This window comes from Bifidobacterium coryneforme (assembly GCF_000737865.1).
Lineage (GTDB): Bacteria > Actinomycetota > Actinomycetes > Actinomycetales > Bifidobacteriaceae > Bombiscardovia > Bombiscardovia coryneformis.
Genome location: NZ_CP007287.1, coordinates 159,248 through 183,336, shown reverse-complemented (window position 1 = coordinate 183,336; position 24,089 = coordinate 159,248). Strand labels below are relative to the sequence as shown.

19 protein-coding genes are annotated in these 24,089 nt (G+C 59.9%); 4 read left to right on the top strand and 15 right to left on the bottom strand.

What is annotated here, in order from left to right; genetic code table 11:
- Window positions 1–50: 50 nt before the first annotated feature.
- The gene (grpE, locus tag bcor_RS00650) at window positions 51–827 is read right to left on the bottom strand and encodes a nucleotide exchange factor GrpE (protein WP_033498713.1); all 777 of its coding nucleotides are present in this window, start codon (window positions 825–827) and stop codon (window positions 51–53) included.
- A gap of 1 nt (window position 828) precedes the next feature.
- Entirely contained in the window at window positions 829–2,703 is a 1,875-nt protein-coding gene (gene dnaK / locus bcor_RS00645; RefSeq protein ID WP_033491733.1) for a molecular chaperone DnaK, read from the bottom strand.
- 447 nt (window positions 2,704–3,150) lie between these two features.
- On the opposite strand from dnaK, the gene bcor_RS00640 reads away from it, so the two are divergent.
- Entirely contained in the window at window positions 3,151–4,926 is a 1,776-nt protein-coding gene (locus tag bcor_RS00640; RefSeq protein WP_033491734.1) for a glycoside hydrolase family 13 protein, read from the top strand.
- Between the two features lie 87 nt (window positions 4,927–5,013).
- Here the strand turns inward: bcor_RS00640 and bcor_RS00635 are convergent, their stop codons facing one another.
- The 8 genes from bcor_RS00635 to bcor_RS00600 form a co-directional block, all read right to left on the bottom strand.
- A complete protein-coding gene (locus tag bcor_RS00635) occupies window positions 5,014–5,850 on the bottom strand; it encodes a carbohydrate ABC transporter permease (RefSeq protein ID WP_038459051.1) in 837 nt (278 codons plus the stop codon).
- Window positions 5,847–6,701 carry a carbohydrate ABC transporter permease gene (locus bcor_RS00630; protein WP_038459048.1) on the bottom strand — a complete coding sequence of 285 codons (855 nt, stop codon included), beginning with the start codon at window positions 6,699–6,701 and terminating at the stop codon, window positions 5,847–5,849. Before bcor_RS00630 ends, bcor_RS00635 begins: the two co-directional genes overlap by 4 nt.
- A gap of 97 nt (window positions 6,702–6,798) precedes the next feature.
- Entirely contained in the window at window positions 6,799–8,112 is a 1,314-nt protein-coding gene (locus tag bcor_RS00625; RefSeq protein ID WP_081870290.1) for an ABC transporter substrate-binding protein, read from the bottom strand.
- A gap of 178 nt (window positions 8,113–8,290) precedes the next feature.
- Entirely contained in the window at window positions 8,291–9,685 is a 1,395-nt protein-coding gene (locus bcor_RS00620) for a glycoside hydrolase family protein (protein WP_033498781.1), read from the bottom strand.
- A 176-nt stretch (window positions 9,686–9,861) separates the two neighbouring features.
- Window positions 9,862–10,914: a LacI family DNA-binding transcriptional regulator gene (locus tag bcor_RS00615; protein WP_033498780.1), complete on the bottom strand. Its 1,053-nt coding sequence runs from the start codon at window positions 10,912–10,914 to the stop codon at window positions 9,862–9,864.
- Between the two features lie 11 nt (window positions 10,915–10,925).
- Window positions 10,926–11,600 carry a DUF624 domain-containing protein gene (locus bcor_RS00610; RefSeq protein ID WP_051875563.1) on the bottom strand — a complete coding sequence of 225 codons (675 nt, stop codon included), beginning with the start codon at window positions 11,598–11,600 and terminating at the stop codon, window positions 10,926–10,928.
- Window positions 11,601–11,752: 152 nt separating this feature from the next.
- Window positions 11,753–12,589: a carbohydrate ABC transporter permease gene (locus tag bcor_RS00605; RefSeq protein WP_038459044.1), complete on the bottom strand. Its 837-nt coding sequence runs from the start codon at window positions 12,587–12,589 to the stop codon at window positions 11,753–11,755.
- The gene (locus bcor_RS00600; RefSeq protein WP_033491750.1) at window positions 12,586–13,440 is read right to left on the bottom strand and encodes a carbohydrate ABC transporter permease; all 855 of its coding nucleotides are present in this window, start codon (window positions 13,438–13,440) and stop codon (window positions 12,586–12,588) included. Before bcor_RS00600 ends, bcor_RS00605 begins: the two co-directional genes overlap by 4 nt.
- Window positions 13,441–13,706: 266 nt before the next feature.
- On the opposite strand from bcor_RS00600, the gene bcor_RS00595 reads away from it, so the two are divergent.
- Window positions 13,707–14,720, top strand: a complete 1,014-nt coding sequence (locus bcor_RS00595; RefSeq protein ID WP_033491755.1) for a LacI family DNA-binding transcriptional regulator — start codon at window positions 13,707–13,709, stop codon at window positions 14,718–14,720.
- A gap of 14 nt (window positions 14,721–14,734) precedes the next feature.
- On the opposite strand, the gene bcor_RS00590 is transcribed toward bcor_RS00595, so the two are convergent.
- Together bcor_RS00590 and bcor_RS00585 are read right to left on the bottom strand one after the other, a co-directional pair.
- Window positions 14,735–16,072: an ABC transporter substrate-binding protein gene (locus bcor_RS00590; RefSeq protein WP_033498740.1), complete on the bottom strand. Its 1,338-nt coding sequence runs from the start codon at window positions 16,070–16,072 to the stop codon at window positions 14,735–14,737.
- A 280-nt stretch (window positions 16,073–16,352) separates the two neighbouring features.
- Window positions 16,353–17,054 carry a histidine phosphatase family protein gene (locus bcor_RS00585; protein ID WP_033498741.1) on the bottom strand — a complete coding sequence of 234 codons (702 nt, stop codon included), beginning with the start codon at window positions 17,052–17,054 and terminating at the stop codon, window positions 16,353–16,355.
- 63 nt (window positions 17,055–17,117) lie between these two features.
- On the opposite strand from bcor_RS00585, the gene bcor_RS00580 reads away from it, so the two are divergent.
- Together bcor_RS00580 and bcor_RS00575 are read left to right on the top strand one after the other, a co-directional pair.
- Window positions 17,118–17,480, top strand: coding sequence for a DUF4235 domain-containing protein (locus tag bcor_RS00580; protein ID WP_052109111.1), 363 nt, complete (start codon window positions 17,118–17,120; stop codon window positions 17,478–17,480).
- Window positions 17,481–17,692: 212 nt separating this feature from the next.
- The gene (locus tag bcor_RS00575) at window positions 17,693–18,538 is read left to right on the top strand and encodes a nitroreductase family protein (RefSeq protein ID WP_081830725.1); all 846 of its coding nucleotides are present in this window, start codon (window positions 17,693–17,695) and stop codon (window positions 18,536–18,538) included.
- Window positions 18,539–18,575: 37 nt separating this feature from the next.
- Here bcor_RS00575 and bcor_RS07365 read toward each other — a convergent pair whose 3' ends face one another.
- From bcor_RS07365 to bcor_RS00560, 3 genes are read right to left on the bottom strand one after another with little or no spacing between them, the layout of a single operon-like run.
- Window positions 18,576–18,821 (bottom strand): hypothetical protein, encoded by a 246-nt coding sequence (locus bcor_RS07365; protein WP_033491753.1) that lies wholly within the window; start codon window positions 18,819–18,821, stop codon window positions 18,576–18,578.
- A 43-nt stretch (window positions 18,822–18,864) separates the two neighbouring features.
- Complete coding sequence (locus bcor_RS00565; RefSeq protein WP_033498742.1) at window positions 18,865–19,803, bottom strand: aldo/keto reductase; 939 nt, start codon at window positions 19,801–19,803, stop codon at window positions 18,865–18,867.
- 10 nt (window positions 19,804–19,813) lie between these two features.
- Entirely contained in the window at window positions 19,814–23,911 is a 4,098-nt protein-coding gene (locus bcor_RS00560; protein ID WP_051875562.1) for an Ig-like domain-containing protein, read from the bottom strand.
- Window positions 23,912–24,089: the final 178 nt, after the last annotated feature.

The window sequence follows — 24,089 nt, the reverse complement described above, 5'->3', positions numbered from 1 at the left end:
ACACTCCGGACGTCGGTTCGCCATGTGGATCGTCCACAATCACCGGTCGCCTATTGCTCTGGCGATACCACCACTACCCTGGCAGCCCGAATCACCCTGTCTCCAATTCGATAGCCGGCCTCGACGACCGTGTCAACGGTCTCCTTGCTGGCCTCGGAATCCGGTTTGTGCAGGATGGCCTCGTGCCTGGTGGGGTCGAAGTCCTCGCCCTTCTCGCCGAACTTCTCGACCCCGAACTTCTCGAAGGTCTTGTCGATCTTGGCGGCGACGGCCTGGAAGGAATCGTCCATCTGGCCGTGCTCCCTGATCCGATCGATGTCGTCCAGGGCAGGCAGGAGGGCGGTCAGGACATCGATGATGCCATGCTGGCGGAAGAGGTCCTGTTCCTTCTTGGTCCTGTTGCGGAAGTTGACGAACTCGGCACGCTCACGCTGCAGGGCATCCAGGTAGTCGGCCGCTTCCTTCTTGGCCTTACCCAGTGGGGTCAGGTCGTCTTCACCTGCGGATTCACCGGCCTGACCCTCATGGCCCTGTCCGGAATCCCGGCCTGCGCCATCACCGTCCGATGCTCCGGCATCCGCCGCGGGAGCCTGATGCCTGCCCCTTGCCTGGGCAGACGAGGCCTGGCCTTCGGAAGTCTGGGCATCGGACTCCTGACCCTCTGCCGGCCTGGCGGCATGACGCCCCCTGCCGGCCTGGTCATCCGAGGACTGCCCGGATCCGTTGTCAGGCGCACCCCCGGCCCGGCCGGATGATGCCGTGTCGCCCTTGAGCGACTCGGCATCATCCATGCCACTCAGATAGTCATCCTTATCGAAGGCTGACATATCACTCGCCGTCCTTCTTCTTGTCGTCATCCACGACCTCGGCATCAACCACGTCGTCATCGGACGAATCGGAGGCCTGGGCGGACCCGTCCCCGGCGGTTCCTGCGGCCTGCTCAGCCGCCTGCTGGGAGTAGAGGGCCTCACCGATCTTCTGGGCAGAGGTCATCAGTTCGCTCTGAGCGTTCTTGACCTTGTCCATGTCGTCACCCTTGAGGGCCTCCTTCAGGGCGTTGACCTTGTCGGTGACCTCCTTGGCGACCTCATCGGAGATCTTGTCCTTGTTGTCGTTGACCAGCTTCTCGGTCTGGTAGGCGGCGGACTCGGCGGCGTTGCGGGTGTCGGCATCCTCACGGCGCTGCTTGTCTTCAGCCTCGTGGGACTCGGCCTCCTTGACCATGCGGTCGATCTCGTCCTTGGGCAGGGCAGATCCGCCGGTGATGGTCATGGACTGTTCCTTGCCGGTGCCCTTGTCCTTGGCGGAGACGTGCACGATGCCGTTGGCGTCGATATCGAAGGTGACCTCGATCTGAGGAACACCACGGGGTGCCGGGGCGATACCGGTCAGCTCGAAGGTGCCCAGGGGCTTGTTGTCACGGGCGAATTCACGCTCACCCTGGTAGACCTGAATCAGCACGGAGGGCTGGTTGTCCTCAGCGGTCGAGAACACCTCGGAGCGCTTGGTCGGGATGGCCGTGTTGCGGTCGATCAGCTTGGTCATGATTCCGCCCTTGGTCTCGATACCCAGGGAAAGCGGGGTCACGTCAATCAGGAGGACATCCTTACGGTCGCCCTTGATGACGCCCGACTGGACGGCGGCACCGACGGCCACGACCTCATCGGGGTTGACGGTCTGGTTGGCCTCCTTGCCGCCGGTCAGTTCCTTGACCAGGTCCTTGACGGCGGGCATACGGGTGGAACCACCGACCAGCACCACGTGGTCGATGTCCTGGATTGCGATGCCGGCATCGTGCAGCACGTTGTTGAACGGTGTGCGGCAACGACCCAGCAGGTCGGAGGTCATCTCCTCGAAACGTGCCCTGGTCAGGCTCTCGTCCAGGTGGACGGGGGTCCCGTCGGGGGTCATGGCGAGATACTGCATGGAGATGTTGGTGGAGGAGGAGGAACTCAGCTCCTTCTTGGCCTGCTCGGCCGCTTCCTTCAGCCTCTGCAGGGCAATCTTGTCCTTGGAGAGGTCCACGTTGTACTTGTTCTTGACCTCGCCGACCAACCAGTCGATGATCTTCTGATCCCAGTCGTCACCACCCAGCTTGTTGTCGCCGTTGGTGGCCTGGACCTGAATGGTCGAGAAGCCGTCGTCGTCCTTGCCGATCTCCAGCAGGGAGACATCGAAGGTGCCGCCACCCAGATCGAAGACCAGGATGCGCTCGTCCTCCTTGCCCTTCTCCAGGCCGTAGGCCAGGGCCGCGGCGGTGGGCTCGTTGATGATGCGCAGGACGTTCAGCCCGGCAATCTTGCCGGCGTCCTTGGTGGCCTGACGCTGTGCGTCGTTGAAGTAGGCAGGGCAGGTGATGACCGCGTCGGTGACAGCCTCGCCCAGGTAGGATTCGGCATCCCTCTTGAGCTTCATCAGGATCTGGGCCGAAATCTCCTGGGGGGTCCACTTCTTGCCGTCGATTTCGACGGTCCAGTCGGTACCCATGTGGCGCTTGACCGAGCTGATGGTCCTGTCGACGTTGGTGACGGCCTGGCGCTTGGCCACCTCACCGACCAGAATCTCGCCGGACTTGCTGAATGCCACCACCGACGGTGTGGTGCGGGCACCCTCGGCGTTCACGATGACCGTGGGCTCGCCACCTTCAAGTGTTGCAATGCAGGAATTGGTGGTTCCCAGATCGATGCCAACTGCACGTCCCATACTCATGACCTCCTGATGAGTTCCGGTACAGGGCCCATGCCCTGCACCAGGTGTCTTCTACGTTTTCCACTCGCGCTTCGTTCGTGGTCCCGATGGCCGACTCGCGTCGGTCCCGGCAAGCAGCCAACCTGACCACTCCGAAACTTGAGCCTACATCACTCAACTTCCTTACGCAAATATTATTCCCGCCTTTCACCAGTCCTCCCGGAAACGACTCCTCCCAGGTCGATTTTCTGCAATAGACAACGTTTGCATTAGGGATAGCCACGGTTGCTGAATTCCGTACTGCACTCCAGATTGCAAATGGGCAAGCATAGCCAGTAAATAGATAAATCATGGAGACTCCACACCGCTGCTTCCTGGATGGGTACAGCACTTGATATCGTTGTCAGCAGTCGGGGCACCCTCGCATGTCAACCCAACTGGATTTCAAGGAGGAAAACAGCAATGACAGACAATAACCTCAGCGATGACTGGTGGAAGCAGGCAGTCGTATACCAGATATACCCGCGGAGCTTCAAGGACGTGAACGGCGACGGAATCGGCGACATCCGCGGAGTCACCGAGAAGATGGGGTATCTGAAGGACCTGGGGGTTGATGCCGTGTGGCTCTCCCCCTTCTACCCCTCCGAACTGGCCGACGGCGGCTACGACGTGATGGATTACAAGAACGTGGACCCTCGGCTCGGCACCATGGACGACTTCGACCAGATGGTCCAGGCTGCCCACGATTCCGGACTCAAGATCATCGTCGACATAGTCCCCAACCACACCTCGGACCAGCACAAGTGGTTCCGCCAGGCCCTGGCCGCAGGGGCGGGCTCCGCGGAACGAGACCGCTATATCTTCCGCAAGGGCAGGGGGGAGCACGGCGAGCTGCCCCCGAACGGGTGGATGTCGCTCTTCGGCGGATCGGCCTGGGAGCAGGTCGACGACGGCGAGTGGTATCTGCACATCTTCGCCAAGGAACAGCCGGACCTGAACTGGAAGAACCCTGATGTCCACGAGGAATTCAAGGACGTGTTCCGCTTCTGGTCGGATCACGGCACCGATGGTTTCCGCATCGACGTGGCGCATGGTCTGGCCAAGGACCTGGACAGCAGGCCACTGGCGGAACTGGACCGTTGGCCCATCCAGCAGCAGTCCGAATACCACAACTACGAGCACCCCCTCTGGGACAGGCCCGACGTACACGAGATATATCGGGAGTGGCGGCAGGTGTTCAACGAGTACCAGCCCCACCGGTTCGCGGTGGGCGAGGCATGGGTCGTGCCCGAACATCAGCACCTCTATGCATCCGAGGAGGAGCTTGGGCAGGTATTCAACTTCGAGTTCGCCAAGGCCAACTGGGAGTGCGATGCCCTCTACCGGGCCATCGATGAGGGCCTGGTCTCGGCCGACGAATCGGGATCGACCACCACCTGGGTCATGAGCAACCACGACGTGATCAGGCAGGCCACCCGCTACGCCCTTCCCCAGGTCGACAGCGTCAACTACCACCAGCTGGGCAAGGACTGGCTCCTGCGAAACGGGCAGTCCTACAGGGAGGATCGGCCCCTCGGAACCAAGCGGGCCAGGGCCGGATTCGCGCTGGAAGCAGCCCTGCCCGGCTCCGTATACATCTACCAGGGCGAGGAGCTGGGTCTGTTCGAGGTTCCCGATATCCCCTGGGACCGCCTGGAGGACCCCACTCCGCACCGGACCAGCCGGCAGTATATCGAAAAAGGCCGTGACGGTTGCAGGGTTCCCCTTCCCTGGGAGGCGGGGGACAAGCCCGCACCGAGCGACTGGGATCCTGCCTTCGGACAGGGTGCATCCTTCGGGTTCTCGCCCGCCAAACGCTCCGATGGTTCGGACTGCGCAGACCCCCACCTGCCCCAGCCGCTATGGTTCGAGGACTTTGCAGTGGACCATGAGGATCAGGACCCCGAGTCCATGCTCAATCTCTACCGCAGGGCCTTGCAACTGCGCGCCCAGCTGCTCACGCCGACCGGGGACACCACCGTGCAGGCCCTGACCCAGGAGGCCGGCATCCTCTCCTATCGGCGTGCGGCGACGATGAACGGAGCAGCGGGGGAGCTGGTCTGCCTGACCAACTTCTCGGAAGAGCCCGTGGACCTGCCCGAGGGCGAACCGGTCCTGACATCCGGTCCGCTTGAGAACGGCCGACTGCCCCAGGACACCACCGCCTGGGTTCTTCGCCCCGCGGGCGAGAACCGATAAGACGGTCCGTTACAGAGTTCAAGGAGGGGCGGCCCCGGGGATATTCTCCGGGGCCGCCCCTCCTTGAACCACCAACCAGGAAACCGCTCAGCCTTTGACGGCTCCTGCGAGGACTCCCTTGATGATGTACTTCTGGCAGATCAGATAGAAGACCACGATCGGGATGATGGCCAGGACCAGGCAACCCATCATCGCACCCATGTCGACACTGCCGTACCCGCCCTTCAGATACTGGATGGCGATACTCATCGTCTTGTACCTGCGCATATCCAACGTCAGATACGGCAACAGGAAGTCATTCCAAATCCACATGGCCTCCAAAATCGCCACCGACACAATCGACGGCTTCATAATCGGAACCACGATGCCGAAGAAGGTTCTCGGGATGCTGGCGCCATCAATCATGGCCGATTCCTCCAGCTCCTGGGGTATGCCCTTGATGACACCGGTGAAGATGAAGACGGCCAGACCCGCACCGAACCCCAGATATACAATCCAAAGACCCCAGGGGGTATTGAGCCCCAACATGTCTGCGAGCTTGGAAAGCGTGAACATGACCATCTGGAAGGGCACGATCATGTTGAAGAGGAAGAGCAGATACAAGCCTTTGGCGACCCAGTTGTTGACCCTGACGATCCACCAGGCGCACATGGAGGCGCAGAGCAGGATCAGGAGGACGGAACCGACGGTCACCACGACCGTCCAACCGAAGCTGGCCAGGAGATTGGTCCGGTCCACTCCCCTGGTGTAGTTCTGGAAGCCGACGAAGGCCCGTCCGGTCGGCATGGAGAAGGCATCACGGGATATGTAGGCCTTGTTCTTGAACGAGTTGATGACCACCAGAACAATGGGGAATATCCACAGCAGGGACACCAGGGTGAAGAAAAGGGTCCAGAGCCAGGAGTGCTTGACCTTGCCGCTCATGCCGCCACCTCCTTACTGGTGGTGAGTCGGTTCTGAATGACCGCGATGATGGCCACGATCACGAAGAAAATCACGGCCTTGGCCTGACCCACGCCCTCGAAGCCCGTCCGTCCGTAGAAGGTCCGGTAGATGTTCAGGGCCAGCAATTCGGAGGTATTGGAGGGGGCACCGTTGGTCAGGGCCAGGTTCTGGTCGAACATCTTGAAGCCGTTGGTCATGGTCAGGAAGGTGCACACCGTGATGGAGGGCATCATCAGCGGCAGGGTGATATGGAACAGACGCTGCCGCCCATTGGCCCCGTCGACCGAGGCGGCCTCGATCACGTCACCCGGCAGGGACTGCAACCCGGCTATGTAGATGATCATCATGTAGCCTATCTGCTGCCAGCAGTAGAGCATGACCATGCCCCAGAAGCCATATACCCCCGAGTAGGTGATGGAACGCCCCCACCTGCCGAGGACCCCATTGAGCAGGAGTAGCCAGATATAACCCAGGATGATGCCGCCTATCAGGTTGGGCATGAAGAAGACCGACCTGAAGATGTTGGCCCCCCGGATGGCCTTGGTCAGCATGTAGGCCACAGCGAACCCAAGGACGTTGATGATGACGGTGGTCACGACGGTGAAGGCCAGCGTATAGAGCATCGAATGCCAGAACTCAGGATCCGAAAGGGCCTGGGAGTAGTTCCCCAGACCGATGAAGGAGGCGTCGGTCACCGTCGTGAACCGACACAGGCTCAGCCAGATACCCATGACGAACGGCACCACGAATCCAACGACGAAAGCCGCCAGGGTGGGGATGGTGAAGAGCGCCCACCAACGCCTGATTGATTTACCTACCATGGAAATCATGGGAACCTCCCAATCTTCTCAATGAAACACCACCCGATAAAGAGGAGTCCGGATCGGCCGGCCGCACAGTGCCCGGCCGACCGATCCGGCGGATTCCTCAGTGCGTGGTCTTGTACTCGGTGGCCCAGCCGTCCACGAAGGCGGTATTGACCTTGGCCCAGTCACCGGTCCCCTGGGCGTACTCCAGCATGGCGTCGCTTAGCGAAGCCACCCACTGGGCGGAGGGCAGAGGATGGATGACCGTGTCGTAGTCGCCGGCCTTGGCATAGGCATCATTGGCGCGCTGGACCGGGTTCTTGGACTTGAAGCCGGCCTTTTCGTAAGACTTGAAGGGGGTTTCGAAGCCCATATCATCGGTCACGATCTTCCTGGCATCGTCATTGTTGAGGATGTAATCGAGGAACTTGTTCGTGGCCTCCTTGTCCTTCTCCGAGGACTTGTTGTTGGTGGCGAAGTACATGAAGCTGACGGTCAGACCCTGCTTCTCCTCACCGGGCACACCCATGTAGATGGGGAGCACACCGATGTCCTCATCGGGAACATCCTGGTCCTTGATCTGGGGATATCCCCAGGAGCCGTTCTGGAGGAAAACGGCCTGCTTTGTGGAGAACTCGCTGTTGGAGTCATCCATGGTGGCGCTGGAAAGCTGGGAGGGCTTGGTGGTGGAGTCCTTCAGGTAGAGATCGAAGATATCCTTGAAGTTGTCCATGTACTTGCCGGAGATGGTCGGCGGCTCTTCCTCGGTGTTCTGATCCCTGTACTCGTAATAGACCGGGATATGGGCCAGCTGATCGCCGAAGCGCTTGCTGGAGCTGGAGTCGAAACCGGCCGAACTGAAGGCACCCTTGACACCCAGGGCGTCCTTGTGATCCTGAATCTCATCAGCGACGGTCTTCAGGGCCTTGAAGTTATCGATTTCCTCGATGGACTTGATCGAGGACCAGTCTGCGGAGAAGTACTGCTTCATCAGGGACTTGTTGTAGATGATTCCGTAACGCTCCATGACGTAGGGCACCGCGATGACCTTGTTGTCGAGCTTCAGAGCGAAGTCCTGGTTCTTCAGATCCTTGTAGATGCCGGTCTTGGACATGTCGTTGTAGTACCCGGACCAGTTCTGGAAATCGTTGTTGTCCACATCGAACATGGTCGGGGCGTTGGACTTGGCCAGCTCGCTCTTGAGCGACTGTTCGTAGGTGCCGGAAGAGGCCACCGACACATCGACCGGTATGCCGGTATCCTTGGTGAACTGCTTGGCCAGATCCTTGAATTCATCCTGCTGCTCGGGCTTGGCGCTCAAGTAGTAGACGTGCCCCTTGTCGGCGCTGGCCTGGGAACCACCGCAGGCGGCCAGGCCGCTCACAGACATGGTCAGTACCCCAAGGACAGCCAGGGCTTTGATGCTTTTCCTCATGATTCACTCCATCACTTTTGTGACCGACTACCTTATCGGGCGAATTACTCCTGACCGTCATGGTCATGAATAAACGCTTAAGCTAAATAGACACAGGCACTGATGCCGGCCTGTGTGAGATGGGCCGGTGTCGGACTTCATCGACGGACACCGGCTCCGCACGGCTTTTCTCCGGGTCTTACCCCTCCTTCAGTTTGGTGGATACGGATACGTTGGACACCTGCAGGCCACCTTCCGTGACGAACAGACCCAGGCTGTCACCATAGTGGTGGTACATCCTTGCGTTGAGGGCCACCCCATCCACATAGAGTGTGGCGATGGTGTCGTCAACGACAAGCTGCAGGTGGTAGTCCCGGCCCGCCTCAAGTTGAATGGGGCGCTCCAGGCCGATGTTCATGTTGGTGAACCAGGGATAGTTGGGATTGCCCTCGAACAGGTAGCGGTTCTCCCCCACCTTGAAGTGGAACTGATAGGATTCCCCGGTTTCCTCGTTCTCGTAGATCCGCAACCCCAGGGAACGCGTACCTTCGGAAAAGCGCACGTCCGCCTCCAGGGCGATCAAGTCACCGCATCCACGAGCCAGGACCTGCTCGGTCCTGCCACCATCGGAGTGCAGCTCAAGATCGGGCAGGGACCGGCGGTCGGCGAAGGAATCCCAAAGCGTATCCACCGGTTGCACACCGAGGGATCCATCGGGACGCTGGTAGACCTGATGCGGCACAAAGGTGCCACCCCACTCATAGTTGGCGGCATCATCGTCGTTCTCCTTGGTGGCCACCCAGCCGAAGAGAACACGCTTGCCGTTGAGCTCGAAGGTTCGGCCTGCGTAGTAGGCGCTGCCATCGAAGGCATCATCGACCGGAGCCGTCCAGGGTCCCTCAAGATCCCGTGCCATCCGATAGACCATGCCATGCTTGTCGCTGTACTCGGTCACGATGTGGTACCACCAGTCGCCGATTCTGAAGAGATCCGGCATTTCATGCATGGTGTACAGGTCCGGGGCCCAGAAATCACCCTCGAAGGTCCAGTGTTCAAGGTCCTTCGAAGTGAAGGCCACCGTCCGGCCGGTCTGCCGGGTCTTGGGCCCCTGTTTACGGGCCCCCAGAATCAGCAGGTACCTGTCGTTCTCCTCATCCCTGATTACCCAGGGATCGCGCCAGTCATCGGGATCGTATCCCTCCTGGGGGGTGAAGGTCAGGGCATCCTGGGTTTTGGTCCAGCGATAGAGGTCGTCGCTTACCGCATGCATGAGGACCTGGGATGCCTTACCCTGCGCCGGGTAGTCCCGGTTGTACCCCGTATAGAAGGCATGGTAGCGGCCCTCACCCTGGAAGATGCTGCCTGCATAGATGAACTGGTCCTGCTCATCGTCACCCCCACGGGGGATGGCGATACCGCAGTCCTTGTAGTGGACGAAGTCCTTGGTGGTCGCCAGCGCCCAGCCGAAAGGCTGCCCGAAGGGAATGGGATCGCGGTCATCCCTCTGATGGAAGAGGAAGAACTCGTCACCCTTGCCGAAAGGCATGCAGTCTCCGAACCAGGTGCCGGGGAATTGATAATACAGTTTCGTCATTGCGCCCTTTCCGGTACAACCATGGACCCGAAATACTTGATATCCGCCTCAACAGCCAACCGGGGAACTAGGCCCCTCACACCGTTTAAGCGATTAAGCAACAATTATAGATAGCGGCCGTCAAATGTCAACTCAACTGAGTCGGCCCTCGAATGGCGGCAGATGGACAGGCCGCGTCAGACCTCGGATACCGGTGCCAGATTGCGGATGGAACGCCTCACGACCGTTGGGCAGGTGACCCGGATGGGCTTATAGGCAGGAGCGGAGCCCCCTGCATCCTCAGCGTCCTCGGCACCTTCCTCCCCGCCCCTCTCAAGGAGGGTCCTGATTCCCAGAACACCCAGGTCATACTGGGGAAGCCCGACCGTGGAAAGGGCCGGATGCAGGTGGGCGGAGATGATCTCCTGGTTATCGAAGCCGACCACCGACAGATCCTCGGGCACATGAAGCCCGCGCTCACGCAAGGCGTCAAAAAGCCCCATGGCGGTGCGGTCATTGTGGCAGAAAACGGCCGTGGCCCCCGTGGCCAGAACCTGCTCGACGACTCCGTACCCACCCTCCTGATCGGCGGCACAACGAATCACAAGATTGGGGTCATAAGCGACACCGGCAGCGGTCAGGGCATCGCGATACCCCTGTAGTCTACCCTGCGAGGCCGGCGAGGGGTCCGCGGCGTTGACGAAGGATATCCGCCGATGACCGGCCTGGAGAAGAAGGTCCGTGGCCGCCCTGCCGCCCTGGACCTCGTCGGGGACCACGGCGGGGAAACGCCCCTCCGAATCAAAGCAGTTGACCAGCACCGAGTTCACCTTGTCCAGATCCCGCGGCGGACGAACCGCATGATGGACCCAGGAGGAGTATGCAATCCCCTCCACCTGCCGCTCCAGCATGAAGGAGCAGGCCCGACGCTCCATGCCGGCATCACCATTGGTGTCCACCACCAGAAGAATCTTCCCGTTGCGCCAGGCCTCATCCTGGGCTCCTTGAATGACCTGCCCGGCAAAGGGGGAGGTGGCGACCCCATCACTGATGAAACCAATCAGGTCAGACTGACCCCTCGCCAGACTTCGGGCCATGGCATTCTGCCGGTACCCCAGCTCCTGGGCGACCTTGCGCACCTTGCGTCTGGTGGATTCCGGTATTCTGACGTTCTTGTTGTCATTGACCGCCCAAGATGCCGTCGCGATCGAAACACCTGCCGCCCGCGCGACATCCTGAAGTGTGACCATACCCGTCAATCCTAATCGCGGTCAGGGATGCCCTCGACTCCCGCACTTGTTTCCCGGGAGGGGTCCAGCCCTCCGGAAGCAGTGGCTTTCCCGACATATCGGACGAACACCCCCTCCAGAACAGGGGTATGAAGCATGATCAGGGTCCCATACCCCAGAACAATCAGCAGGAACAGCCCCTGGGGCATATAGACCCAGGAGGCCGCCACAAGAGCCAGATAGACCAGGTCCATACCCACCAGAGCCAGGGTTCTGCCGATATTGGACAGGCCGAAAATCCACGCATTGAGCATGGTGTGGCCGGGGTCGTTCTCGAATCGGGCCTGCAGGGCCCATACCCATTCAAAACCGATGACCCAGATGATGGTGAGGGCGAATTTGACAATAAGCAGGGGCGTGATCTGCAGGACCACCCAGGCATAGACCAGTGCCGCCAGGGTCGACCCGAAAACCAACCAGATCAACGTGGCCTTGACGAAGTTGTCCTTGAAGGCACGCAGGTAGTTGGCCGTTACGTGCCCGATACCGTCGAGATCCCGCCTGGCAGCATCGAACCCCGCCGAAAGGGCGGCGCCTATGGTGAACAGGGGAATGCTGCATACCAGCATGAGGATGTTGATCCATATCGCATCGATGGCATCCGATAGACCACGCATGAATCCGGAGTCCGGAGACAGGAACTGCATCGTCACCTCCTAGGGGTGGGCCGGGAACCAGGAATGCCGGCAACCTGCAGGCGGGCGAACCGGGATCGTTATCCATCCCATCTCACCCGCAACCAAAGACCGGGACCGACGATGGGCATGAGCCCTCGTCGATCCCGGCCGCCATCGTGGGCTCAGCCTTTGACGGCTCCTGCGAGGACTCCCTTGATGATGTACTTCTGGCAGATCAGATAGAAGACCACGATCGGGATGATGGCCAGGACCAGGCAACCCATCATCGCACCCATGTCGACACTGCCGTACCCGCCCTTCAGATACTGGATGGCGATACTCATCGTCTTGTACCTGCGCATATCCAACGTCAGATACGGCAACAGGAAGTCATTCCAAATCCACATGGCCTCCAAAATCGCCACCGACACAATCGACGGCTTCATAATCGGAACCACGATCTGGAAGAATATCCTGGGCACGCTGGCCCCATCCATCATGGCGGACTCCTCCAGCTCCTGCGGGATTCCCTTGACGACGCCGGTGAAGATGAAGACGGCCAGACCCGCACCGAACCCCAGATAGATGATCCAGAGACCCCAGGGGGTGTTCAGACCGGTCAGATCGGCCATCTTGGAGAGGGTGAACATGACCATCTGGAAGGGAACCACCATGTTGAAGAGGAAGAGCACATACAGGAACTTCGCGAAGTGGTTGTTGACCCTGACGATCCACCAGGCGCACATGGAGGTGCAGAGCAGGATCAGGAGGACGGAACCGACGGTCACCACGACCGTCCAACCGAAACTGGCGAAGAGGTTGGTCCTCTCGACGCCACGGCGGTAGTTCTCCAAGCCGACGAAGGTCTTGCCGGTAGGTATGGAGAAGGCGTTGCGGGATATGTAGGCCTTGTTCTTGAAGGAGTTGGCCACGACCAAGATGATGGGGAATATCCACAGCAGAGACACCAGGGTGAAGAAAAGGGTCCACAGTTTCGAGTGCTTGACCTTGTCGCTCATGCCGAGACCTCCTTGCTGGTGGTGAGCTTGTTCTGGATGACCGCGATGATGGCCACGATGATGAAGAAGATCACGGCCTTGGCCTGGCCCACGCCCTCGAAGCCGGCACGCCCGTAGAAGGTCCGGTAGATGTTCAGGGCGACCAGTTCGGAGGTATTGGAGGGGGCACCGTTGGTCAGGGCCAGGTTCTGGTCGAACATCTTGAAGCCGTTGGTGACCGAAAGGAAGGTGCAGACCGTAATGGAGGGCATCATCAATGGCAGGGTGATGCGGAAGAGGGTCTGCGTCCTGCTGGCCCCATCGACCGAGGCGGCTTCAAGCACGTCACCGGGCATGGACTGCAACCCGGCTATGTAGATGATCATCATGTAGCCTATCTGCTGCCAGCACATAAGGATGACCATTCCCCAGAACCCGTACGTGCCCGAAAAGGTGATGGACTTCCCCCAATGCTGGAGGACACCATTGAGCAGGAGCATCCAGATGTAACCCAGGATGATGCCACCGATCAGGTTGGGCATGAAGAAGACCGACCTGAAGATGTTGGCCCCCCGGATGGCCTTGGTCAGCATGACCGCAATGGCGAAGGCCGCCACATTGACGATCACCGTGGTGATGATCGTGAAGGCGATGGTGTACCAGAGCGCATGCCAGAACTCGGCATCCGCCAGGGCCGCCGAGTAGTTCCCGAACCCGATAAACTTGGCGTCGGTCACCGTGGTGAACCTGCACAGACTCAGCCAGATGCCCATGATGAAGGGCACCACGAAGCCTATGACGAAGGCTGCCAGGGTGGGCAGTGAAAACAATGCCCACCACTTCCGGATCGTCTTCCCTGCCATTGTTGTCATAGTTCTGCTCTTGTTGTGCAAGATTCCCTCCCTGCTCTCAGTGGGTCAAGCATGGTCATTTCGTTTCCTCCCGCAGTCCTCGTTCTGCTTTTCATAATCCAGGGCTACACCTCAAACGCCGCCTATGGCGGGCCGGATACCATCCCCATCACCAGACCGGCCCCGGTATATCTCCACCCCGGTGAGATATCATCGACCTACCCGGAGAGGAGCCCGGCAATCGTTTGCAGGAAGTTCCATCCCGGCATGCAGATGAGGAGCACTTCATGGAGTCGACCATCCAGGACGTGGCCCGCCAGGCCAAGGTGTCCGTATCGACCGTCTCCCGGTCCTTCACCCGGCCCGACCTGGTATCGGAACGGACGCGGGCCAAGGTATTGGCCATCGCCGATGAGTTGAACTTCTCCATATCCAGATCGGCCACGGCCCTCAAGTCCGGGCAATCCCTGCGGGTGGCCGTCCTGATCAACGACCATCTGAACACCTGGTTCAACTCGACCATCATGGAAGGGTTCAACTCCGTTTTCCTCAAGGCGGGGTACGACATATCCATCTGCCAGATCACAAGCGGGCAGGCGCGCCGGCGCTTCTTCGAGGAGCTGCCGGTCAAACGCAATGTGGATGCGGTCATCGTCACCTCCTTCGATATCGAACCGGTTGAAATCTCACGCCTGATCAGTGTCAATGTGCCCATCGTCAGCCTGAACGTGACCGAGGAGGACGGCTTCATGGCCTCCACCCGCATCGATGACGAGCAGGGGGGCAGACTGTCGGCCGAGCACCTGATGGCGCTGGGGCATCGCCGACTGGCGTACATCCGCTCCACCCCGGTCGCCTCCTTGCACTTCAGCATTCAAGCCCGTCTCGATGGATTCATCACCGCCTGCAGAAGCAGGGGCATCGAGCCCACCGTCCTGGCGGCACCCGCAGACGACAACCCCATACCCCAGGTCCTGACCCAGTTGATGAATCTGGACCAGAGGCCGACCGGCATAGCCTGCCAGGAGGATTCCCTGGCTGTTCCGCTGATATTCCAGCTTGAACGGTGCGGTATCAAGGTGCCCGGCGACATGTCGGTCATAGGGTACGACGACAGCCGCTTCGCCGAGGACATAGGGCTGACCACCATTCGGCAGCAGCCCTATGACATGGCCGTCTCCCTGGCCGGGAAGACCTTGGAGCTGATCGAGGGTCGGGAGCTTGAACACCCACACGACCTGGTCAGCCCCACACTGGTCCTCAGATCATCCACGGCCGCACCAGGCGGAACCAGCGACTGACCCGGCAGCCCACATCACTGCTTGTTGGCCTGGTACTCCTTGGCCCAGTTGTCCACGAAGGCCTTCTCGACACCTTCCCAGCCGGCTGTTCCCTGCGCATACTCCAGCATGGCGTTGCCCAGGTCATCCTTCCAGCGCTCGGAGGGCACCATGGTGAAACTCCAACCCACACGGTCCTTATCGGAGTCCATATCCTTGTTCATGGCCTCCACCAAGGGGTTGTCGGTCTTGACCTTGTCGAAGGTCTCGAATGGCGTGGTGAAGCCCATGTCCTTGGCGATGGACTCTTTGCCCCGCTCGGAGGTGATCATCCACTTGAGGAAGTCCTTGGTGGCTTTGAGGTTCTTGTCCGTCGCCTTCTTGTTCAGGCACCAGTACTGGGCGGAACCGGTGGCCAGACCCTGCTTGGCTTCATCGGGCATACCCATGTAGATGGGAATCATGCCCACCTGGTCGGCCTCCATTCCGGCGTTCTGCAGGTCCGTCCAGGACCAGGTCCCGTTCTGGTAGAAGGCGGCCTCACCAAGGGCGAATTCCGAGTTGGCATCATCGCTGGTCTTTCCGCTCAGCTGCGAGCGCGGAGTGGTGGAATCCGTCAGGTACAGGTCGAAGATGTTCTTGAACTGGGGCATATAGGTGCCCTTGACGGTGGCGGGCTCCGCCGTGATTCCGTCGTCCTTGAACTCCCTGTCGAGCGGCATGTTGGCCAGGTGGGTGTCGTAGCGCCATATGGAGCTCGAGTCGAAACCTGCCGAGGTGAAGGCGCCCTTGATGCCCAGGTCATCCTTACGCTTCTGCATATCGTCGGTGACGGCCTTGAGCTTGTCGAAGGAGTCGATGTCGTTCACGGACTTGACCGCTGCACCGGGGAGCTTGACGTACTTGGCCAGGATGTCCTTGTTGTAGATCAGACCGAAACTCTCGATGACGAAGGGGACGCCCACCGGTTTGCCGGTTTCGGCCGACTTGAGTGCCAGGGCGGGATCCTTGAGCTGCTTGTAGATGTCCGTGTCGGTCAGGTCGGCGGTGAAGTCCTTCCAGGTCTCCAGGTCCACGGGGCCCGACAGCTGGAAGAGGGTGGGCGGTTCGGACTTGGCGAACTCGGACTTCAGGGTCTGCTGGTAGGTTCCCGCGGCCGCGGTCTCCACCGTAACGGGCACACCGGTCTCCTTGGTGTACTCCTCCGCTATCTGTTTCCACTGATCCGATACTTCGGGCTTGGAGTTGAGGAAGTAGACCTTGCCCCCATCCTCGTTGGCCGTAGTGCCGGACGACCCGCACCCCGACAGGGCCCCCACGGCCATGGCTGCTGTGGCCAGTACCGTGACCACTTGTCTTACGTGATGATTCATCTTCGAACCTTTCTCTTCGGCCGCCCGCTCATAAGCGACCAGTCCATAAGGCCGGAAGGCCTTCTTTGGTTTCCAGGATCCTTCGGTACCTTATATTTTCCACATTATTCCAGGAAATGCAAACGCTGGCATTTCCTTGTGTGCTGTTCTCCCTATATTCAAAGCCATTCGGAGAGCGGCTTCACGGATGCTCGCAAGAAGTTCATCCAGCTTTTCTACAAACGTTTGCATAACTAGGTGGACCGAACCGGTTGCCTTCCTGCCCTGCCTTCATTCACTCTCAGCAGTTCCAGGTCTTGAGAACCCTATCCCCCTGGTAGTTCCCCAGAACTCCGTAATGCGCCGTATAGAGTCTCATCAGTTTCGCCGCAGAGGGGTTCAGCCCCATCCACTGGGTGGCCAGCACCCTCAAAATGTGCGCGTGGGAGACCAGAAGAACCCGACGGCCCTCATCGACCAGAGGTGCCACCCTCTCGATGATTCCGCGCGTGCGGGCAGCCGCCGCAGCCAGGCTCTCTCCCCCGGTGACCCGAACCTGGACCAACGAACCGTCCGGCAAGACCTCCTGCCGGTCACCACTGCCGTCATGGGTCAGGACCGAAGGGTCATCGGTCCATACATCCCAATCCCGTCCGAGATGACGCTGGATGTCCCGCCTTCTGCGTCCTTCAGCGTGGCCATAATCCCGTTCAACCAGTTCAGGCATGATCTCGAACCGGTCGAATCCGGACAGCCGGGCCGTCTGCCTTGCCCTCATCAGGGGGCTGACGAACACGCAACCGGCATCGAATCCTTCGGGGAAGTCCGACGAAAGTCGAATCCCCGCAGCAGCCGCCTGCCGCTCACCCTCCTCGGTCAGGGGGATGTCCGTTCTGCCGGTGTATTGTCCACTGAGGCTCCAGGCCGTCTGCCCATGCCTGAGCAGTACCAAACAACCGGTTTCCGAGGCCTCCTTGCCTGCGGCTTGATCTACAGTAGCCATGGTGCAACTCTATCACCGGCTTCAACGCCACCGCTCCATCCACATCCGTGGAATAATGGCCATATGAGCATGGCAGAGCATGAATCGGGCAATCAGGCCGACCACCTGGTCGGCGTATTCCACCGTATAGATGACAAGGTGAACCAAATGCGCTCTTCAGTCGAGTCAGATCCGGAAACCCTTATGGACAAGGTCATGAAGTTCGCCCTCCCCAGCATCGCAGGTCTGGTGGCCGGCAAACTCTTCCAGGCCTTTTGGGGCAGTCTGGTCCGCAAGCGCAATGGTGGCGTGGACACCGAAGAGGGCGACCAGGAGAGCGCGACTGCCGGACTGCTCTTTGCGGTACTTTCGGCGGCCGTGACCACCCTGGCATCCGAGCTGATCGGACGCGGCTCCCAGGCCCTGATCGACAAGCGCCATCGGTAAGCCCCGCGGAGTACCCGCACTGCCGCGACCTGCCCACCAAGTATCGGACCGGTATAGGTCTCGCGTGGCGGCTTCCATGTTCTACGGCAAATCCGATTCAAGGCGCAGCCGTCAGGGGCACCGGGCGCAATTGGATATATGTCACTATTCTCTGAGCAAGATTAACCTCTCGGTTCTTGTGTCCCTTCTGCCGCGATGGTCACAATGACACCATGACCACTTCAATACAGTCTCCCGGTGAGGCCGGGAAGGGCGGAGAATCCGCCGAATACGAGAGGACCGTCCGCAACCGGACCATCGATACCCTGCTCAACCGCAGGACCATCCGCTCCTTCACCGATGAGGCAATCGACCCTGACACGGTTGCCGTTCTGGAGGAGACGGCCCAACATGCAGCCACCAGCCGGTACTTCAACGAATGGTCCGCCATCCGCATCACCGATTCCGACAAGGCCCGGGCCATTGCCGACATGGCCCACCAGGATTACGTGTCCCAGGCACCCCTTCTGTACATCTTCCTTGCCGACCAGCGTCGCAATGCCGACCTGGCCCGGCAGGAAGGGGTTGACATCGATGCAGATACGTTTGTGCTCAATACGGGATATGCCTTCCTGCAATCCCAGAATGATGCCGTTCTTGCCCTGCATGCCATGGAGACGGCCGCCAACTCACTGGGCCTGGGCTCCGTCATCCTGGGCAGCGTCATCAACGATGTGGAAGGACTGATCGACCTGCTTGACCTGCCCCGCCTGGTCTACCCGGTGCTGGGCCTGGCCATCGGCCACCCCGACCAGGACCCGCCATTGAAGCCGCGCATGCCACGGGCCGCGCAGATATTCCTCAACTCCTATGGCCAGTCCGAGAGGCCCGGCGAGGCCGAGCGGGCACTTAAGGACTTCGATGAAGCGGTCAGACTCTATTACCGGGACCTGCGCCAGCTGGATGCACCGCGCAAGGCTTTCAGCCAGATCATGGCCGATAAATCCTGCAATCCTAAGGGGGACCATGAGCCCATGCTCCCCTCCATCCAAGCCCAGGGTTTCGATATGAACCGCTGACCGGCCGGGCAACACTGCACCGACCGGACCTCATATTTCAACGTCTTGGTTTGTACCCCTTCTTCCGCGAATGCGGTTTCAACTGCTGATTGAGGGGCACCCGGGCGTAGGATCCCGGCTCACGGCTGGTCAGATGCCAGGTACCGCAGTACTGGCATCGGTACACCCAGAGCCGGGCACCTCGCTCGACCAGACTCTGATCGGCGGCTCGAAGCGCCTTCGTCTTGTCGTGATACATGATTTTCGACGTGCTGGCGCATCGCTTGGGAGTGAAGTAGTGCATGGAATACCTTGAAGACCGAACCTCTTAACCTGCCGAAATCGCCTTAAGGAAGGTCGTTCCCGGCAGACAGGTAGAGGTCATACCACTCCTGGGCGGTCAGTTCCACATCTGCCCCGCCGGCCATCTCGGTAATGCGGGATGGGGTCATGGACCCTAGCAGAACCTGCATGCCGGCGGGGTGACGAAGAATCCAGGCCACAGCGATGGCGCTCTTGCTGACGCCGTACTTCCCGGCCACCTGCTCCAGGCGGTCATTCAGCTCCGGGAACTTGGGATTATCAATGAAGACCCCCTCGAAGAACCCCGTCTGGAAGGGACTCCATGCCTGAATGGTCATGTGCTTCAGGCGGGAGTAGGAAATCAACCCACCATCATGATCCAGGCTGGGCGCATCAATCATATTGACGTGGAATTCCTGCTGGACCATACCGGTGTGCCCCAGCCCGAACTGCAGTTGGTTGACGTCCAGCCTCTGACTGACCGCGCTCTGGAGAAGTTCGACCTGCATGGGGTTGACATTGCTGACACCGAAATGGCGAACCTTCCCCGAGGCCTGCATGACATTGAAGGCCTCTGCCAGCTGGTCCAGCTCGACCAGGGTATCCGGCCTGTGCAGGAGCAGGTAATCGACGTAGTCCGTCTGGAGGTTCTCCAGTTCCTGGTCAACGGCCGCAATCAGATGCTCGGCCGAGAAGTCATACCTGGTGATCTTGTCACTGTCCGGGTCACGGAAGATGCCGACCTTGGTCTGGATGCCGACATCTGACCGGTCGATGCAGAGATCCCTCAGGGCCCGACCCAACACCCTGCTGCTCTCGCCATTGTGGTAGCAATCCGCTGTATCGAAATAGTCGATTCCCGCATCCAAGGCCGATTGGACGATCGCGGCGGCCTCTTCGGGCGACTTGGTGTCAATCCGCATGGCCCCCAGAGCCACGCGAGAGGCCTTTACACCCGAGACCCCGATATTCATATATTTCATTGTTTCTTCCTTAGAAATCCAGCTGGTGCAATCCTATCGCCGCACCCCTACGATTTGCGCTCATCCGCAAGGTGCCCACTTGACAAGAGGGCCGCATCCCCGGAAGGGTTGCATCCAGGGAAGGCAGGACCGCCTCGGAATCGTCGCCGAGTCGTTCAACATCGACCAGGGCGGCCCTCGATGCAACATCACCGGCAGCCATGAGCCGGTGGGCTGCCGAGGGGGTGACGGCCCTGGTTCGGTTCAGCTTCTGCGTCAGAGAAGCCTTGCCGGACCGGGCAACCACACGAATCTCAACGGACCCCGAAACCGTCGCGATCCGGGTGCTGGTTACCGTGACCCTATAGGACCCCAGAGGCGTATCCCGATAGGTCCGCACCCGCCCGCGAGAGTCGACCGTGGGCAGGTTTTGCCGCAGCCCCTGGCCTGTCCCCACGGGCGTAATGGTCCAGACGACCCCCTTACCCCAATCATCAAGCTTCGGAAAAGGGGCCGCCGCGTGAATCTTGAAGGAAACCCGGGCCGTCTTGCCACGGATAACCTCAGGGCGTTTCACTCCCAACTCCACAGTTTCTGGCCTGGGGTGGGTACGGACCTCCTGAATCGGCTTCAGGTTCAGGGGATTGCTGATACCCATGGGCAGACTGACACCCCCCGGGAAGCGATAGGTGCCTGGAGCGCTCTTCTCCGTGTAGTTGGAGGGGTCATCGTCCCAGCCGGTCACGGTCAGTTCAACCCGTTCGCCTGATGCCAGGTTGGCCTTGACCTTCGTGGGCATACCCAGCTCCTGCCTTGCCAGCCCAACGGGCTTATCCAAAACGGGAAGGGGTTCGAAGGAGGTGATTGGATCCGACTTGACCGTGACCTTGGCCCCGACCATGGTGGTATCGCCCCGGATCCTACCCTGCACCGTATAGACACCGTCCTTGGTAAGCAGGGACGGGTCGACCTTCCAGTCCACAGCCTCCCTGGCGAACTTACCATCGGAATAGCCGACCATGATGGTATCCGGCAGATTCGGCACCTGGCCAGGCTTGGAGGTGACCGAAACGGCCCCCACCGAGGTGATGTAGGCATCGGAAACGAGGAGCTGCGGTGCCAGACTGTGTTCATCGGTGGGCTTGTTCACACCGGCGGGAACGGTCAGCAGACCGCTCTGGAAGTCGGTATAGGCCTGCCGGGCCCCTTCCACCGAAAAGGCATCGAAGCCACCATTATCGCGATTGAAGTTCGGGGTATCACTCATCGGTATGTCGACCAGGAAGCTGACCGGACCCGTAAGCCGTGATCCGCCCATGCTTCGGACAATCGAGGTCACATCGATGTCGACGGCATACCCGTTGTCGATGATCTCCTTATTGGTGAAGACCTGATGGGCTCCAGGTCGGAGTACGGCGTAGTCAGGGATGGTCTCACCTGAACCCAGCGGACGATGGTTGGCTTCGGTCACCTCGGCATTGAGCGGACCGTTGGCCCAGGTCAGGGTGCTTTGGTCCCAGCCGGGATCGGTCTTGTAAACGTCGACACTGAAGGCGGTGTTGTTCAATCTTTCCGCATCAGTGCTCCCCGCGCTGTTGTTGATGTCGAACCTGGACAGGTAGACCCGCAGCTTGGCCTTCTTGATCTGGTCGGCCTGTCCGGGATAGGCGGAGGGATCGACCTTGACGTAGAAACGACGGTTGTAGGAGGCCGAAGACGAGTTCTTCAGCTTCAGGACCAGGTTGTTTGAATAGGAGACACCGAATGGGTACTTGTCCCCCGTGGCCTTGGACGAGGTCCCGGGCTTGGCGCCTATGGCCTCGCTTGAGCCACGTTCTACAGTGGCCGCTTGACCAGCCAGGGACCTGACGTCCCTGTTTCGGCCCGAACCCACCTGCCCTGTCACAGTCACGGAGGCTTTGGCCTGGTCGGGAATGCCCGGAATCCTGCCTGCAACCGTAAACTCTCCCGCCTGACCGAACTGGCTGAGGTTGAGCTGGTCCCAGGTAACCGGCATGTTGGTCACCTTCTCGGTGCTGGTTCCACCGGACGACTCCCTGACCGTCACCTTCAGGGTCTCCGGCAAGGCAGGGTAGACCCCTGCAAAGGTGTTGACCCTGGTCTCAGGAATCTCATACCTGGTGGCGATCTCGTGGTTGGAGACCTGGGTGGCCCCAATATCGACGCCCCGGTCTTTCGTGCTGCCTCCGAACATATCCCGATCCGGTGCGCCTTCCATTCTGATACCGGCCGCAACCGCGGAGCTGTCCGCCTGGATCCTGAAAAGGGAAGCCCGCGTACGCATCCGGTCGACCTGGTCAGACCAGGGAAGAGACGTTTCAGGGTTGGAAAGGGTGGTGCCGAGTTGGTTCCGGATCGCCTCGGCTGCATCTGAGTTCTGGTCAATGACCAGCTTCGGGGTCTGGAAGACGTTCCCGGCCGCCTCCAGTTCCTCAACGGTGGTTCCGCTGGCGGCGGTTGGGACGGTGTCGGGCCAGATCAGATTGTGCTTGATGAAGTCACCCGGGTTGCCATGCAGTCTGTGCTCTATGGGCCGACTGCCGTCAGGCGGATAAGCCGCCAGGAACTTCAGACTTCCCGAGCCTGTCTTGTAGAGGATGTTGTTGGTGAAGTGGGCAATGGTGCCGGAATTGTCGCCGGAGTTGCCCTCCCCGAAGAGGGAGGTCGAGACCCCGTCACCCACGTAGAAGGTGTTGTTGTATATCTGCGGCATGCTGGCACCCGGATCGGAAATCCAGTAATGGAAGAGGCTCTGCTCCTTGTAATCGTAGGAGCCGTGACCAGGTCCGGCCGCATTGGTGCCCGAGTTCCCCGCCCCGTCGTTCACCGAGATGTTGTAGCGGATGACGGAGTTGGTCTGGTTGCTCATGAGGAGCATGAAGCCGCCACCGTTGTTGTGGCTGTAGTTGTATTGGTAGGTGATTCGGTCGCAGCCCATATCGATGTCGAAGGCCTCACCGTCGTTATACCCATGGGTATTGCCGTAGACCTCGTTGAACTGGAGGAGGACGTCCTTACTTGCCATGGCCCAGATGGCCGCGTAGTTCTCGGTTCCATAGTCCGCGTTGCAGGCCCGCACCACGGTATTGCCCTCAACCAGCCCCTGCGCCTTGTTCTCTGAGATGACAATGGCATCGCCGGCAATATCCTCCAGGTAGTTGTTCCTGATGGTGACCTTCTCGAAGAGCCCAGGGGATGAGTCATTGGAACTGTCCGCCTTGGTCCGTATGCCTTCGAGGCCCACCCGTTGAACGATATTGCCCTGTATGGTCAGGTCGTGGAAGCCTGTATTGGTCACTCCTTTACCCAGGGTTCGCCCATCCGGATCGGCCCAGTGCCCCAAGGCGATGATGCCTCCCACGGCCTTGAGGGTCTGCGGTTTGCCTTCCCTCCTGGCCTGGAGGTAGTACTCCGATTGCACATCATGGACGTAGCAGTTCTCGACCGTATCGGATTCAAGCATCCTGTTCTGCCCGAATCCCAGCAGGAGTATCCCGACCCTCTGGGCATCCCCATGCTTCTTATAGCCCTCAGGGTTGTTCGGTTCCGGGGAATTGGTGACCTCAAGATTCCTGATGGTCCAATACTCCTGGTTTGTCAGTTGCACCGCACCCGACACGTACCTTTTGAAGGATCCCGAACCGTAGGTTCCCCCACCATTGATGACAGGGCGTCGCCCCGCCTCATATGATGCGGACCCATCCGCCTTGCGGGTGTAGAAATCCAGAACAATCCGTTCGGAACCATTCCCATCCCCCTTCGGCCGTACCTGCCCCTGCCAGGTCGACCCCGACTCAAGGAGGATATGGTCACCGGGAACGAACGTCGTTGCGGAGACCTTGCCCAGGGACTTCCAGGCCCGCGTCGGTTCCAGACCATCATTGGCGTCATTGCCGTGCAGAGAATCAACGTAATAGGTCCTGCCGGTCTGTGACACACCAACCGAGGTAAAGGTCCGACCATCGCCGCCCTCAGAGGGTACGCCACCAGCGGCCTCATCAGCGGCCGCGGCATGGACGGGACCAATCAGCCCTGTAAGCACCAGGGAAACCAAGGTGGCTAGTACAGCCAGGATTGCAGGGAACGAACGGGCCGTCCGCCGCAGCACTTCTCCTTTGGCAGTCAGCCAATCTCGATCTCCTGGCCCCGTGTGGATATTCCTATTCCCATTCATGCCTGTTCCCCCCTGAACTTCGCAATGGATATGCTTCACCTGTTATTGGAATCATGCGGTTTCAACATTGAGCACCGCACTACCGTCAAGAATTATATGATGTCCTTCACTT